Origin of the sequence: Glycocaulis abyssi, assembly GCF_041429775.1 — a bacterium.
Classification (GTDB): domain Bacteria; phylum Pseudomonadota; class Alphaproteobacteria; order Caulobacterales; family Maricaulaceae; genus Glycocaulis; species Glycocaulis abyssi.
The window spans coordinates 1837577-1851744 of sequence record NZ_CP163421.1 but is presented as its reverse complement, the minus strand read 5'-3'; the positions used below and the strand labels follow the sequence as shown (position 1 = coordinate 1851744).

The 14168-nt window shown below is 64.5% G+C and carries 15 protein-coding genes; 9 read left to right on the top strand and 6 right to left on the bottom strand.

Annotated elements, in window-relative coordinates:
• Positions 1 to 229: 229 nt before the first annotated feature.
• Positions 230 to 637, top strand: a complete 408-nt coding sequence (locus tag AB6B38_RS09025) for a hypothetical protein (RefSeq protein WP_371392526.1) — start codon at positions 230 to 232, stop codon at positions 635 to 637.
• Positions 638 to 779: 142 nt separating this feature from the next.
• Here the strand turns inward: AB6B38_RS09025 and AB6B38_RS09020 are convergent, their stop codons facing one another.
• Genes AB6B38_RS09020 through AB6B38_RS09010 form a run of 3 tightly spaced genes read right to left on the bottom strand, consistent with a single transcriptional unit; the run spans position 780 to position 4406 of the window.
• Positions 780 to 2207, bottom strand: coding sequence for a sensor histidine kinase (locus tag AB6B38_RS09020; RefSeq protein WP_371392525.1), 1428 nt, complete (start codon positions 2205 to 2207; stop codon positions 780 to 782).
• A gap of 25 nt (positions 2208 to 2232) precedes the next feature.
• Positions 2233 to 3654 (bottom strand): NAD(P)/FAD-dependent oxidoreductase, encoded by a 1422-nt coding sequence (locus AB6B38_RS09015; protein WP_371392524.1) that lies wholly within the window; start codon positions 3652 to 3654, stop codon positions 2233 to 2235.
• A complete protein-coding gene (locus AB6B38_RS09010; RefSeq protein ID WP_371392523.1) occupies positions 3651 to 4406 on the bottom strand; it encodes a TVP38/TMEM64 family protein in 756 nt (251 codons plus the stop codon). The genes AB6B38_RS09015 and AB6B38_RS09010 overlap by 4 nt, the downstream gene beginning before the upstream one ends.
• A 190-nt stretch (positions 4407 to 4596) precedes the next feature.
• Between AB6B38_RS09010 and AB6B38_RS09005 the strand changes: the two genes are divergently transcribed.
• From AB6B38_RS09005 to dapD, 8 genes are all read left to right on the top strand, one after another.
• A complete protein-coding gene (locus AB6B38_RS09005; protein ID WP_371392522.1) occupies positions 4597 to 5022 on the top strand; it encodes a type II toxin-antitoxin system PemK/MazF family toxin in 426 nt (141 codons plus the stop codon).
• Between the two features lie 250 nt (positions 5023 to 5272).
• Positions 5273 to 5407, top strand: coding sequence for a 50S ribosomal protein L34 (gene rpmH / locus AB6B38_RS09000; protein WP_371392521.1), 135 nt, complete (start codon positions 5273 to 5275; stop codon positions 5405 to 5407).
• 12 nt (positions 5408 to 5419) lie between these two features.
• On the top strand, positions 5420 to 5803 hold the full coding sequence (gene rnpA, locus AB6B38_RS08995) for a ribonuclease P protein component (RefSeq protein ID WP_371392520.1): 384 nt from the start codon (positions 5420 to 5422) through the stop codon (positions 5801 to 5803).
• 7 nt (positions 5804 to 5810) lie between these two features.
• Positions 5811 to 7925 (top strand): membrane protein insertase YidC, encoded by a 2115-nt coding sequence (gene yidC, locus AB6B38_RS08990; protein WP_371392519.1) that lies wholly within the window; start codon positions 5811 to 5813, stop codon positions 7923 to 7925.
• Positions 7926 to 7981: 56 nt separating this feature from the next.
• Positions 7982 to 8587, top strand: a complete 606-nt coding sequence (gene yihA, locus AB6B38_RS08985; protein WP_371395087.1) for a ribosome biogenesis GTP-binding protein YihA/YsxC — start codon at positions 7982 to 7984, stop codon at positions 8585 to 8587.
• Positions 8584 to 9570 (top strand): DUF1036 domain-containing protein, encoded by a 987-nt coding sequence (locus AB6B38_RS08980; RefSeq protein WP_371392518.1) that lies wholly within the window; start codon positions 8584 to 8586, stop codon positions 9568 to 9570. Before yihA ends, AB6B38_RS08980 begins: the two co-directional genes overlap by 4 nt.
• Positions 9567 to 10262, top strand: coding sequence for a pyrimidine 5'-nucleotidase (locus AB6B38_RS08975; protein ID WP_371392517.1), 696 nt, complete (start codon positions 9567 to 9569; stop codon positions 10260 to 10262). Before AB6B38_RS08980 ends, AB6B38_RS08975 begins: the two co-directional genes overlap by 4 nt.
• Entirely contained in the window at positions 10259 to 11098 is an 840-nt protein-coding gene (gene dapD / locus AB6B38_RS08970; RefSeq protein WP_371392516.1) for a 2,3,4,5-tetrahydropyridine-2,6-dicarboxylate N-succinyltransferase, read from the top strand. The genes AB6B38_RS08975 and dapD overlap by 4 nt, the downstream gene beginning before the upstream one ends.
• A 177-nt stretch (positions 11099 to 11275) precedes the next feature.
• Here the strand turns inward: dapD and AB6B38_RS08965 are convergent, their stop codons facing one another.
• The 3 genes from AB6B38_RS08965 to AB6B38_RS08955 form a co-directional block, all read right to left on the bottom strand.
• Entirely contained in the window at positions 11276 to 11872 is a 597-nt protein-coding gene (locus AB6B38_RS08965; RefSeq protein WP_371392515.1) for a hypothetical protein, read from the bottom strand.
• Positions 11873 to 11977: 105 nt separating this feature from the next.
• The gene (gene rpiA / locus AB6B38_RS08960; RefSeq protein WP_371392514.1) at positions 11978 to 12682 is read right to left on the bottom strand and encodes a ribose-5-phosphate isomerase RpiA; all 705 of its coding nucleotides are present in this window, start codon (positions 12680 to 12682) and stop codon (positions 11978 to 11980) included.
• Positions 12679 to 14151, bottom strand: a complete 1473-nt coding sequence (locus tag AB6B38_RS08955; protein WP_371392513.1) for an NAD-dependent succinate-semialdehyde dehydrogenase — start codon at positions 14149 to 14151, stop codon at positions 12679 to 12681. Before AB6B38_RS08955 ends, rpiA begins: the two co-directional genes overlap by 4 nt.
• Positions 14152 to 14168 lie beyond the last annotated feature (17 nt).

The following is a 14168-nucleotide window of genomic DNA, read 5'->3' as shown; positions in this document are numbered from 1 at the left end:
GCCGGTGTCATATGAGTTCACTAAACGCACTCAGTTAACGCAATAAGTGAATAACTAGTGCGAGGGTTGAGTTCACTTCCGGGCGGGGGTTTTCATGCTGTCATCTTCACGTGCCGAATTTGCGCTTCGCGATCCGTCGGCTCTGTAGGCGCTTCTGTCTTATGACTGGCGTGCGCGCCAGATACTCACCGACGCCGAGCTGCTCGGCGAGGGCCGGTATGATCCGGCGGTGGAGGGCGATGCGGCCAGCCTTATCCGCCCGCTGCAGAGGCTGGGCTTTGTAAAGCCGCTGCACGGCGTGCGTCCCCATGGCGGGCGGATGCGCCTGTGGAGCCTTGGCGATGTGCTGAAAATCCAGATTGTCGCCGATTTGCGCCAGATCAGCGATATGAGCGTCAATGCGAGCGTGCGCCATCTGCGCGCCGATGAGGGCGCGGCGGTCGAGGCGGCACTGGCACAGTGGCAAAGTCATGCCGGTGCGCCGGGCGATCATTGCGCGCGCCTGCGCCTGCGTCTGGAAGGGCTGCCCAGCCTGCCCGAAGGCGAGGCACTGGCCGACTTTGCCCATTGCTCGGTCGCGCGCTTTGTTCACCGCAACCGGTTTGACGCGGTAGAGCGCCCCGCCTTTCTGGCCTGAGGGCTTCGTGCATTACCCCTTTCGTCGTTCCCGTGAAGACGGGAACCCAGAGCCACTGGCAACCGCTTGAGCCTCATGATCTCTGGATGCCCGCCTGCGCGGGCATGACGAGGAAGAGGGGTTTGTGGTCCCCGATAAAATCCTAGCCCGCACCCTTCAGGCTGACCACAAACACCGTCCCCTCCGGCCCGGTTGATTGCAGGGTGATGGCGCCCTCCATCAACCCGGCGAGCTCGCGCGTGATCGACAGGCCAAGGCCCGTACTGCCCTCGCCACCGCCGGAGGAGAAGGGCTCGAACAGGCGTGCCTGAACCGCCGGGGGAATGCCCGGCCCGGTATCGGCCAGCGTGACATGCACCTCATCACCACTGACTTCGGCGCTGACGCTCAGCCGGGCCGGATCGCGCCCCTTCATGGCCGTGATGGCATTGCGGATCAGATTGCCGAACAGGCGGTGCAGCATGTCGCGGTCGCCCATCACGGCGATCTCCGGCGCAATCATGTTCTCCCAGATCACGCCTTCGCCTGCCGGTACCAGCTCACCCGCGACCTCGTCGAGAAGGGGGGCAAGCGCAACGGGCTGCAATTCGGGCCGGGTCTCGGCCGAGCGGCCATAGTCGAGCACATCGGAACATAGCCGGATGCCGCGCCCGATGGCACGCACCAGGCGCTGGCCCATCGCGGCGGTGCGCTCATCCTTGCTGGCCGCCAGCCGGTCAGAAACCAGCTGGGCAGAGGCAAACACGTTCCTGAGATCGTGATTGATCCGCGCCACGGCGAGACCCAGGCTCGCCAGCCTTTCGCGCTGACGGATGGCGGCCAGAATATCGGCCTGCATGGCGGCCAGAGCGCGCTCCGCCTCGCCGATCTCGTCATGGCGCTGGCTAGGCGACAGCACACGGCCGGCATCGGACGGGTTTTCCTGAAACCGCGTCATGGACAGCGATAGCTGGCGCATCGGCCCGACAAACATGACAAGCAGCGCCAGATAGATGAGCGCGCCCGTGACCAGAGAGGCAAACAGCGCAAACCAGAACAGGCGCGCGGAAAACCCGATCAGCGCCTCACGCAAGGGCGCTTCGGGCAGGATGACCAGAATGCGCTCATCGGGCCGGGTCTGGGGAATGGCGGTCAGCACGACCAGCCGGTCCTCTGGCCCGGTGAAGGTGTTGATTACGGCGGCCATCTCGCGAAGGGGGCGCCGCCGTGTCTGGTCCTCGTCCAGCAGGGGCGCATTGCCGGTATCGGCGCCCAGCACCAGCTCCGTCGCGCCGCCGGTTATGCGCGCCACGGCGATGGCGTCCGCCCCGTCCAGCAGCTCGCGCACCGCCTCTTCGGAGAGATTGTCTTCGGCCAGCTCCGCAGCAATGGCGGCCAGATGCGCGGCATTGGCGCGCTCGCCCAGCCAGTTATTGCGGAAATTGGCCGCCGACGGGAAGAAAATCAGCATCGAGGCTGTCAGCACATAGACGATGGTCAGCGCCAGCAGGCGCCCGCCAAGCGAACCTGTACCCGCCCGGACGATCTGCCCGGTGCGCGCCAGTCCCTCCCTGATTGCCCCTTTGGCCAAGCCAGCCCATCTCCGCGCATGCAAATCAGTGCAGCGCGGACAATAACCCGGCCCACGCCTTCGCGAAGGGTCCAAATACCACAGGCTCGAAATGTTTGCCTGCTGCCCGTTTTATAGCCTCGCCGCGCGTCGGATAGGCAAGGACGGGACTGGTCAGATCACGCACCGTGCCGCCCTTGGCCATGGTGATGGCGGCCAGCGCGGCGATATCGTCGCTGCGCGCGCCTGCCACATGCACGCCCAAGAGCTTGCCGCCCTTGCCAAGCACCAGCTTCACCCCGCCTGCGGTATCGCCCTCGGCAATCGCGCGGTCATTGTCGGCGAAGGGCCAGGAGACGACAGACACCTTGTCGCCATGCGCCTCGCGCGCCTTGGTCTCAGTCAGGCCGATCTGCGCCAGACCGGGGCTGGTATAGACGCATCCTGGTATCGGGTTGGAGGACTGTTTCGTCGGCACGCCGTAATAGAGGTTTCTGAGGATGACCGAGCCGTGCCAGCCGGCGAGATGGGTCAGCGCGCCCTTTCCGGCGATATCGCCCGCGGCGTAAACGCGCCTGTTGGCGGTGCGCAGCTTGTCGTCACAGACAATCCCGCGCGCATCGGCCTCAATGCCCGCAGCCTCCAGACCCAGCGTGTCGGTGACGGGTTCGCGCCCTGCGGCGACCAGCACATGGCTGGCATTAATGCTCTCGCCGCCCGCCAGATGCGCGGTGATGGCGCCCGCCTCGCCGGAAAAGCGTTCAACGCCCGTCTCCTCGATCAGGCGCACGCCATCGGCGGCCAGCGCCTCGCGCAAGACCGCCACATGCTCCGGCTCGAACGCGCCAAGCGCGGTGCCGGCCTCCACGATGGTCACGTTCGATCCGAGGCGGGCAAACGCCTGCCCCAGCTCGCAGCCAATCGGCCCGGCACCCAGAATGAACAGATGGGCGGGCAGGGCATCGAGCTGCCAGATCGTCTCATTGGTAAGGTAGGGCAGGGTATCCAGACCCGGAATGGAGGGGATGCGCGCACGCGTGCCGGACGCGATAACGAAGCGTTTCGCCTTCACGCAGAAACTGTCGCTTTCCACCGTGTCTGCCGAGGTAAAGCGCGCCCACTCACGGATCACGCGCACGCCCAGCCCCTCAAAGCGTTCCTGGCTGTCATTGGGCTCGATATCGGCAATCGCCTTGCGGACATGATCCATCACGGCGGCAAAATCGATTTGTGGCTCACCCGCCTTCACGCCCAGCTTCGCCGCCGAGCGCACGGAGTGGGCTGCGTGGGCGGCAGAGAGGATCGCCTTGGACGGGACACAGCCATAGTTCAGGCAATCCCCGCCCATCTCGCCCGCTTCAAAGAGCACCACCTTGCGCCCCAGCATGGCCGCGCCCGCCGCCGTGACGAGCCCGGCCGCGCCTGCGCCGATAATGCATAAATCGGCCCTGATCGTTTCCCGGCTCATGCCTCGCCCCCATTGGCGGCGGGTGGCTTCTTACCGGTGACGCGCTTGTAGATGAAGGGCAGGAAGCCAACCAGCGCGAACACACAGATGGCCGTGATCAGCTCCGGGGTCAGAAGATCGAGAAGGCTCGGCACGCCGCCTGCGGCCCGGCCAATGGTGGAGCCGACCGTCGCGTAGACATAGGCCAGCGGCATGACGCCGATAAACGTGCCGAGCACATAGGCGCGAAGCGGCACGTTCAGCAAAGCGGTCGCGATATTGATGCCGAAAAAGGGCAATACCGGAATCAGGCGCAATATCAGCACATAGCTGAAGGCATCCGAGGAAAACCCGTCCTGCAGGCGTTTCACCCAGTTGCCGAATTTGGCTCGCGCCCAGTCGGCAAACGCATAGCGCACGGCAATGAAGATGATCGTCGCGCCGATGGTGGAGCCGGTAACCGCAACCCCGGTGCCGACAATCGGCCCGAACAGAAAGCCCGCCCCGATGGTGAACCAGATAGCGCCGGGCACCGAGATCGACACCGCCAGCGCGTAGATGATTGTGTAGGTCAGCACCGCCAGGATCAGGTTCGCCGCGACATAAGCCTCCAGCGCAGCCTGATTTTCCTGCAGGGTTTCAAGGTTCAGATCGCGCCAGACCCCGCTCGCCAGCACCGTGATCAGCGCCGCCGCCAGAACGAGCACCGGCAGGAGGCGCAGCCACAGGGGTTTCGCCTTTTGCGGCGCATCGGGGGGCGTGGGAGCGGTCATGGCATGTCCTTGGGTGGCTGGGGGAGGGCAGTGGCGGCACGGGCTGGACCGGCGGCGGCGATGTCCGATCCGGAGGTCATTCGTTCATCTTACGCGCAAAGTTACAAGGTGGACTTTCCTGACTTGGCGATGCCTCGTTTTGGCGAGTAAAGTCGTATCGACATGATCATTTTGAAAGCTGGTCAGTAGTTTGGCTATTAACGAGCATCCTGAAATCGGCACAGTTCTTATGTGTGATTTCGACATTGGGTTTCGCGAGCCCGAGATGGTTAAGCGGCGTCCAGTGATTGTCGTCAGCCCGAAAATCCGGGCCAGACCAGGTCTTTGTACAATCGTCGCTCTAAGCACCACCGCACCCGACCCCGTGATGCAATATCATTGCCGCGTTGGTATGCCCGGCAGGTTGCCGGACAGGTTCAAAGCAGGCGACGTTTGGGTGAAGGGCGATATGATTGCCGCAGTGGGGTTTCATCGCCTCGACCTGATACGGATCGGAAGGACCCCAGATGGACGGAGGCGTTATTGTTTTGATACCGTTTCAGATGACGACTTGAAGAAAATAAGAAAGGCGATTCTGGCTGGAATTGGCTTGGCTGGATTGACTAAATCGCTCTGAGTAGCCATCTTAGTGGGCGATAGCGGCTCTCGCTTCGGCGATCCGCGTCTAAGACCTTCCCCGGAAGGCCGCCATGCCACCCAGCGATAACAAGCTGATGGCATGGCGCAGATCATCTCCCCCGCTTGACACTTGGCCCCCGCGCCGGTAGTTACCGCGGCTCGATTTTCGCCGGGCTTTGCCCCGTCCTCTCGCGCGTGAGCGCGGACGTGATGAGACCGGCGCGTTTGCCTTTTCAGGAGCCAGTGCCGTGAAACGTACCTTCCAGCCGTCCAAACTCGTCCGCGCCCGGCGTCACGGTTTCCGCGCCCGCATGGCCACCAAGGCCGGCCGTCAGATTGTCGCCCGCCGCCGTGCGCGTGGCCGCAAGCGCCTGTCGGCTTAATCGCCACTCGACTTGAAAGCGCTGCAATATCCCGATCGCGCCGCGCGCATCCGCGTACGGCGCGATTTTTTGCGTGCGCGTGACGGCCGCTCTGCCGCCCGGCCCGGCCTTGTCGTGCAGATGGTGGCGCGTGAGCCGCTAGAAGGCCCTGCCAGGGCTGGCTTCACCGCCTCGAAGAAGGTGGGCAATGCCGTCCAGCGCAACCGGGCGCGGCGCCGCCTGAAGGAGGCTGCGCGCCAGATTCTCCCCGTCCATGGCCTGCCCGGCACCGACTATGTGTTCATCGCGCGCGCCGGCACGGCTGCGCGTGAATGGGAGGCTTTGCTTGACGATATGAAAAGCGCATTGCTAAGCCTCGCCGCGCCGTCCCGGCCCCGAAACACCGTGAAGGACTGACCCGCTCATGGGTGAACCCCGCAATATCCTCCTCATCGTGGCGATCGTTCTGGCGATCTTCATCCCCTACCAGCTCTTCATCGTGGAACCGATGATGGCCGAGCAGCGCGCCGCGCAGGAAGCCGCGGTGGAAGCAGAGACCGGCGAGGCGGCGCCCGGCGACGAAACGCCCGGCGCCTTTGGCGGTGAAGAGACGCCCGCAGCGCTTGGCGGGTTCACCAGCCGCGAGGATGCGCTGGCGCGCTCTGAACGCATCACCGTGCGTACGCCTGCGCTGGAAGGCTCCATCGCACTCAATGGCGCGCGCTTCGATGATCTGCGCCTTTTACGTTATGACCTGGCGGTAGGGTCGGAAGAGCCGGTGACGCTGCTTTCCCCGCAAGGCTCACGCGGGGCGCACTATGCGGTGGACGGGTGGACGGGCGCGGCCGGTGCGCCTTCGGGCCTGCCCGGCCCCTCCACGCGCTGGCAGGTTGTCGGCAACACCACGCTCACCCCCACCAGCCCGGTCACGCTGGAGCATGCGGCCGGTGATCTCACCTTCCGCCGCGTGATCTCGGTCGATGAGGATTATCTCTTCACCGTCACCGATACGGTGACGAATAATGGCGCGCAGTCCGTTTCGCTCTCGCGCTTTGGCCTGGTGCGTCAGGAAGGCATTCCCGACAACATCACCAATTTCTTCATCCTGCACGAAGGCCCTATCGGGGTGGTTGGCGCATCGCTGATGGACCGCAAGTATAACGGTCTGGAGCGCGACGGCTCGATGGAGCGCACCGGCGCTGGCGGCTGGATGGGCATTACCTCCAAATACTGGCTGACGGCGGTCGCGCCCAGCGATGACGGCGAGATCCGCGCCCGCTTCGAGGCGCGCCCCTCCGGCGGGCAGACGATTTTTGAATCCAGCTATGTGCGCACCGCTGACACGATTGCGCCGGGCAGCTCGATCACCAGCGTGTCGCATGTCTATGCCGGTTCCAAATCGGTGCCGATCCTGCAGCGCTATCAGGACGAGCAGGGCATCCCCCGCCTCGACATGGCGGTGGACTGGGGCAATTTCTGGTTCTTCACCCGGCCCTTCTTCTGGCTGTTGCACACTTTCTACCAGTGGACGGGCAATTTCGGCGTCGCGATCCTCTTGCTGACCGTGCTCATCAAGATCCCGCTCTTCCCGCTCAATAACCGCGCCTTTGCCTCCATGGCCAAGATGCGCGCGGTCGGTCCGAAAATGACCGAGATCCGCGAGCGCTTTGCCGCTGATAAACAGCGACAGAGCCAGGAGATGATGGAGCTCTACAAGCGCGAGAAGATCAATCCGCTCGCCGGGTGTCTGCCGATCCTGCCGCAAATCCCCATCTTCTTTGCGCTCTACAAGACGGTGTTCGTCTCGCTGGAGGCGCGCCATGCGCCCTTCTTCGGCTGGATTCAGGACCTTTCCGCTCCAGACCCGACCGCCGTGTGGAATCTGTTTGGCTTATTGCCCTATTCGGTCGAGGGCTGGTGGCTGCTGGGCGATTACACGCTGGGCGTCTGGCCGATCCTGATGGGTCTGACCATGTGGGCGCAGCAATCGCTGAACCCTCCGCCGCCCGATCCCATGCAGCGGCGCATTTTCGCGCTTCTGCCGATCGTCTTCACCTTCATCCTGTCGCCGTTTGCCGCTGCGCTGGTGATCTATTGGACGTGGAACAACTTCCTGACGATCCTGCAGCAATACGTCATCATGCGCCGTCACGGCACCTACACCGAAGTCGACAAGATCGCGGCGCGCCTGCATTCGCGCGTCACCGGAAAGCCGGTGCCTGAATTTGCCCTGCCCGGCGCCGCGCCGGGCCTGACGCCGGCGGCGGCCAAGCCAGCCAATGACGTCAAACCGGCCAAGGGCAAGGCGAAGGGTGCCAAGGACGATTCCACCCCGGTCGATGTGACCGAGCAGGTGGAAAGCAGCGTAGCCGAAGCGGACAAGCCTGCGCCCAAACCCGCCACGCCGGGCCGGCGGACAACCTCCAACCCGGCAGCGAAGAAGCCCAAGGGCGCGCGTAAAGCTCCGGCGAAGAAGCCGGCCGCCAAACGCCCCGGCACCCGTCGCACCCCGCCTGCCAGGCCGGAGGGAGAAGACTGAGCGCGCCTGACGAGCCAAGCGAGGAAGAGGCGGCCCGCCTGGCCGCCGGAAAGCGCCTGTTCGCCCAGAATGTGACCTTCATCAAGGGCGCGGTCGGCATGGACGGGCTGCCGCCTGCCGACATGCCGGAGATCGCGTTTGCGGGCCGGTCGAATGTCGGCAAGTCCTCGCTCATCAACGCGCTGACCAATCGCAAGGATCTGGCGCGCGCCTCTGGCGAACCGGGGCGCACGCGTGAGCTGAATTTCTTTGATCTGGCCGGACGCATCCGCATTGTCGACCTGCCGGGCTATGGCTTCGCCAAGGCACCAAAGGACGTGGCCGCGCGCTGGATGGCGCTGACGCGCGACTATTTGCGCGGGCGGGTCAATCTGAAACGCGTCATCCTGCTGATCGATGGCCGCCACGGCATCAAGCCGGCTGACGAAGCCATTATGAAAGTGCTCACCGAGGCAGCCGTCAGCTACCAGATCACGCTGACCAAGCTGGACAAGCTCAAACCCGCCGAGCGCGAGGCGATGATCGCCGCCACGCAAGGCCAGATTGCCAAGAAGGTCGCGGCCTATCCGGTCATCGCTGCAACATCCTCCTCCAAACGCCTTGGCCTTGACGCATTGCGCGCCGATATTGCGGACCTCGCAATACCGGAGCAGGAGACATGATGCGGGCTGTGATGGTGCTGGCGGCGTTGGTTCTGGCGGGGATGTTTGCCCCGCAGGCGCGCGCGGGCGAGGTGTGTAACGAGACCAGCTATTACGTGGATGCGGCCAAAGCCTGGGGTGGAGAGAACGGTCTCTCGGCACAAGGCTGGCAGCGCATTGCGCCGGGTTCCTGCGTGCGTTTTTCCGGCATACCCGCAGGCGTGCCGCAGTTTCTCTATGCGCGCACCAGCGAGGCATATCTCGGCGGCGCGCGTGAATGGCTGGGCCGCACACCGGTCTGCGTGGACCGTGAGAATTTCCAGATCGAGGGCGCGCAGGATTGCGAGGCGATGGGGCTGGAGCAGCGCGAGTTCCGCCAGCTTGCCCCGTCCGAGCGGGCCCGCGCCGTACTGGTGGAGCCCGATGATTTTGGCAGCCGGGCGCTGGAAGCGGGCGTGCAACGCCTGTTGCAGACGCTGGGCTATGAGGTGCGTGTCGTTGACGGCTTTGCCGGCCGGCGCTCACGCGCCCAGATCGCCGCGTTCGAGCGTGATATCGGCGCGTCGTTTGGCGGCAATTACGAGCGTCTGGCCGAGCGCCTGCATGAAACCGCGCTGGAGCGTAACGGCGAGGTCGGCCTGAATGTGTGCAATCAGACATCCGGCCCGACAGGCATAGCCATTGCCCGCCAGCGCAATGAGCGCTGGCAGAGCCGCGGCTGGTGGCGCATCGAGCCGGGTTCTTGCATGCGGGTGGTCGCAGACCGGCTGCAGCCCGGCGAGCTGTTTGTTTACGCTCAGACCGCCGATGGTGAACGCTCCGAGCCCTTGCGGCGCGGGGTGGAAGCATTCTGCGTGGCGCCGGGGCGCTTCACGGCCGAAGGCCGTTCCAACTGCGCCGAACGCGGCTATACCCAGGTCCTGTTCCGCGCCAGCCCGGTGCCGGTGGACGGCGTTGCCCGCCTGACGCTGGAAAACGCTGACTTCGAGGATCTCGTCCAGTGAAACGCCTCCTCCAGCGCGATGTCTGGGTATTTGATCTCGACAACACGCTCTACCCCGCCCACACCGCTGTTATGAGCCAGGTGGAGACGCGCATGACCGAGTTCGTCATGCAGCTTCTGGATCTGGAGCGCGAGGCCGCCTTCAAGGTGCAGCATGGCTACTGGCATGATTACGGCACGACGCTGAACGGGCTGATGGTCAACCACAAGATCGCCGCCAGCGATTTCCTCGATTTCGTCCACGATATCGACCATTCGGTGCTGACGCCCAACCCGGTGCTGGCCGAGCACATCGCGGCGCTGGACGGCGCGCGCATCATCTACACCAATGGCTCGGTGCGCCATGCGGAGAATGTGCTGGCGCGGCTGGGGCTCGATCATCTGTTCGAGGGCATATTCGACATCGCCGCGGCAGACTTCACGCCCAAACCCCAGCGCGAGAGCTTTGACCGCTTCCTCAAGCGCCACGCCGTAAACCCGTCGAGCGCGGTGATGTTTGAAGACAGTGCGCGCAACCTCGAAACCGCTGCCGGGATCGGCTTTGCGACCGTGCTGGTGCGTGCCCGCGAGAATGTCGGCAATGGCCACACCGCCGGGCCGGGCGAGCACCCTGAATTTGTAGACTATGCCGTAGACTGCCTCGATACCTTCCTTGGCGAAGTGGTCGAGACCCTCAAGGAGAGACCCGCATGAGCGACACCGCTGCCCTGAAATCCGTGATCGAGGCTGGCTGGGAGGCACGCGATGGCGTTTCCACCGCGACACAAGGCGCGCTGCGCGATGCGGTTAACACCGCGCTTGGCGAACTGGATGCTGGCCGTCTGCGCGTGGCTTCCAGGGACGGTAATGGCGACTGGCAGGTGCATGAGTGGCTAAAAAAAGCCGTGCTGCTCTCCTTCCGCCTTGAACCCAATCGTCGCCTGGGCCTGCCCGGCGCGCCGGTGCCGGGCCCGTGGTGGGACAAGGTGGCGGTCAAATGGGAGGGCTGGTCAGCCGGCCAGTTCGAGGCTGCGGGTTTCCGCGCCGTGCCGGGCAGCGTCGTGCGCCGGGGCAGCTTTGTCGCCAAGGGCGCGGTGCTGATGCCGTCCTTCGTCAATATCGGGGCTTATGTCGGTGAAGGCACGATGGTCGATACATGGGCCACAGTGGGCTCCTGCGCGCAGATCGGGGCGAATGTACACATCTCCGGCGGGGTGGGCATTGGCGGCGTTCTGGAGCCGCTGCAGGCCGCGCCTGTCATCATCGAGGACAATGTGTTTATCGGCGCGCGCTCGGAAGTGGCTGAAGGCGTGATCGTGCGCGAGGGCGCGGTGATCTCCATGGGCGTGTTCCTGGGCGCATCGACCAAGATCGTGGACCGGGCGACCGGCGAGGTTACGCGCGGGGAAATCCCGTCTTATGCCGTCGTGGTGCCGGGGACCTTGCCTGATCCCAAGGGCGGGCCGTCGCTTGCCTGCGCCGTGATCGTCAAGCGTGTGGACGCGCAGACCCGCTCCAAGACAGGCATCAACGCGCTTTTGCGGGATTAAGCCCTCGTCCTTCGAGACGGCTTCTTACGAAGCCCCTCAGGATGAGGGCTTTGTGCGCTTTTCCCCTCATGCTGAGGAGCACGTAGTGCGTCTCGAAGCACGAGGGAAAAGCGCTTGCCGATGAGGCAACAGGCCCCGGATACCGCTTCGCGGTTCCGGGGTTTCACTGTGTGGGGGTCAGCGCGCCAGAATCGCCTGTATCTCCGTCGCGGAGCTGTAGACCAGGTTTTCGCCGAAGCTTTCCGAGACCTGCTCGATTTCCGGGATGAAGCGCGGCTGGACCGAAAGCCAGTTACGGGCCGCCGCGCTATTGCCGAACTCTTCGATGGCGGCTTGCTGCTCGGCTGGCAGTGCAAGGATCAGCGCGGTCAATTCCTCGGCGCTCGTTTCGTTGCCGTGCGCAATCGCGCGGGCCTGGATCTGACCGGGTTGGCTCTCGAAATAGGCCGTCAAAGCCTGAAGATCGGCCGTTGAGAGGTGGTTGGCGAGCACGCCGGACACCGTATTGAGGAAGGCAGGCTGCTCGGCCTCAAAGCGGGCATTGAGCAGCGCAGCTATATCGCGGGCCTGATCGCCGCGAAGGTCTGGCCGCGTCTCGCGTATGCCCTCAACCACGACCTCGCCGAGATCCGGGATATTGCTGAGGATGGCCTGCCACAAGCCGCTGGTGAGCGCGAAGCTGCGCGCGGCCTCGATGCGTTCGGCGCGGTCATCGGCAAGGCCCGCAAACGGCAGGGCCACAATCATGACGAGGGCGGTGAGAAACGCGCGCATTGGCAGGCCCTTTCCGGCGATCATTGAACCGGAAAGAAGCCTAGCGCCGGGCCTGCCGGGGCGATACCTGCCACCGGCTGACAATGCTGGTCAGGAAAGAGAGCGCTAAAGCTCCATCACTTTCACATCGTCATCCTCGCCGACGATCACCACGCGGGCCTGATCGAGGAAGAGGCCGTGATCGACTACGCCGGGTATGGCCAGCAGCTCGGCATCCACGCTGTAGGCGTCTTCAATGGCCCCGCAGGCGCAGTCGAGAATGTAATGCCCGCCATCACTGATGAAGGGCTCGGCCCGGTCGCCTTGGCGGCGGATATCGACCAGAGGCCGCTCCACGCCTGCGCGGCGCAGCGCGTCGAACACTTTCTTGGCGGTGATCGTCCAGCCGAACGGATCGATCTCGACCGGCAGCGGGAAGGCGCCGAGCGTCTCGACGAGCTTGGTCTCGTCGATCAGCACGATCATGTAATCGGCGGCATCGGCGATGATCTTCTCGCGCAGGAGGCAGCCGCCCCCGCCCTTGATGAGGCGGAAGCCGCCATCAACCTCGTCGGCGCCATCGACGGCCACATCAATGCGGTCGGCCTGCTCGATCGGGATGAGAGGCACGCCCGCCTCAAGCGCGATCTGTTCGGTCTCGCGCGAGGTGGGGATGCCCTTGATCGAGAGATCACCGGCCGCGCAGCGGCGCCCCAGCGCCTTGACGAAAAGGGCGGCGGTGGAGCCCGAACCAAGGCCGACAATCATGCCGTCCTCGATATACTCCAGCGCGGCTTCAGCGGCTCTGGCCTTCTGGCTCTGCGCGCTCACTGATCGACCCCGCCCAGCAGGACGAATTTCAGCTCGGTGAACTCTTCAGCCGCCCATTTGCCACCCTCGCGGCCAATGCCGGACTGCTTCATGCCGCCAAACGGTGTGGCTGGCGAGCCGACCATGGGCGCGTTGACGCCTACCATGCCAAAATCAATGCCTTCGGAGATGCGGTGAATGCGCCCGGCATCGCGCGTGTAGAGATAGGCGGCGAGGCCATACGGCGTGTCATTGGCCAGCCTGATGACCTCGTCCTCGTCCTTGAACGGGTAGAGCGCGGCGACGGGGCCGAAAATCTCGTTGCAGGCAAGACTGGTGGAGTGGTCCGCGCCGGTGATGAGGGTCGGCTCGAAATACGCCCCGCCCATATCGTCCACGCGCGATTTGCCGCCCGCGAGCACTTTGGCGCCCCTGGACACGGCATTGTCCACCAGCTCGGCCACGCGGCCAACGGCCTCCTCATGGATCAGCGGGCCGACATCGGTATCGCCCGCGAAGGGATCACCCAGCTTCAGTTTCGCGACGCGCGTTTTCAGAAGCTCGGTCAGCTTATCCATCACACTTTCCTGCACGAAGACCCGATTGGGCGAGACGCAAGTCTGGCCGGCCGCGCGGAACTTGCCCTGCACCAGCCCGTCAGCGGCTTTTTCAAGATCGGCGTCATCCATGATGATGAAGGGCGCATTGCCGCCGAGCTCCAGCGCGACGCGCTTGATGGTTTTGGCCGCCTGCTCCATCAGCAGCGCGCCCACCGGCGTGGAGCCGGTAAAGGCGATCATCGCGACCTCGTCGGAACTGGTCAGGACCGGGCCGATCTCGCGTGCTTCGCCGGTGACGACGTTGAACACGCCCTTGGGGAAGCCTGCGCGGTCTGCCAGCTCGGCCAGCGCCAGCGCCGAAAGCGGCGTTTCAGACGCCGGCTTGATGACGATGGGGCAGCCCACCGCCAGCGCCGGGCCGCACTTGCGGGTAATCATGGCAGAGGGGAAGTTCCAAGGCGTGATGCACGAGACAACGCCCACCGGCTGGCGGATGGTCCAGCCGCGCGCGCCGGGCGTCGGCACGGGCAGGGTCTCGCCATGCACGCGGCGCGCTTCCTCTGCGGCCCACTGGACAAAGCCTGCGCCATAGGCAACCTCGCCCCTGGCTTCTTTCAGCGGCTTGCCCATCTCGGCGGCCAGAATGATCCCCAGATCATCCTGATGCTCCATGATGAGCTCATACCAGCGATTGACGATGCGCGAGCGTTCGAACGCCGAGGTGCGCCGCCAAGCAAGGTTCGCAGCCGCAGCGGCCTTCACCGCGCGCTTGGCGCCCTCTGCCCCGACGCTTGCCACATCAGCGACCTTTTCGCGATTGGCGGGGTTGTTGACGTCAAACCGGCTATTGCCCTTCACCCACTCGCCATTGATCCAGGAGTCAGTGCGCCAAAGGCCGGAATCTTTCAGGCGGGACTTGTAATCACTCATGGGGAGGTCCTTTCGCG

What these genes read in the sequence shown, in the direction of transcription:
- AB6B38_RS09015 (WP_371392524.1), bottom strand. Translation starts at nt 3,654, where the DNA reads ATGAGCCGGGAAACGATCAGGGCCGATTTATGCATTATCGGCGCAGGC.
- AB6B38_RS09010 (WP_371392523.1), bottom strand. Translation starts at nt 4,406, where the DNA reads ATGACCGCTCCCACGCCCCCCGATGCGCCGCAAAAGGCGAAACCCCTG.
- yidC (WP_371392519.1), top strand. Translation starts at nt 5,811, where the DNA reads ATGGGTGAACCCCGCAATATCCTCCTCATCGTGGCGATCGTTCTGGCG.
- AB6B38_RS08980 (WP_371392518.1), top strand. Translation starts at nt 8,584, where the DNA reads ATGATGCGGGCTGTGATGGTGCTGGCGGCGTTGGTTCTGGCGGGGATG.
- dapD (WP_371392516.1), top strand. Translation starts at nt 10,259, where the DNA reads ATGAGCGACACCGCTGCCCTGAAATCCGTGATCGAGGCTGGCTGGGAG.
- AB6B38_RS08965 (WP_371392515.1), bottom strand. Translation starts at nt 11,872, where the DNA reads ATGCGCGCGTTTCTCACCGCCCTCGTCATGATTGTGGCCCTGCCGTTT.
- AB6B38_RS08955 (WP_371392513.1), bottom strand. Translation starts at nt 14,151, where the DNA reads ATGAGTGATTACAAGTCCCGCCTGAAAGATTCCGGCCTTTGGCGCACT.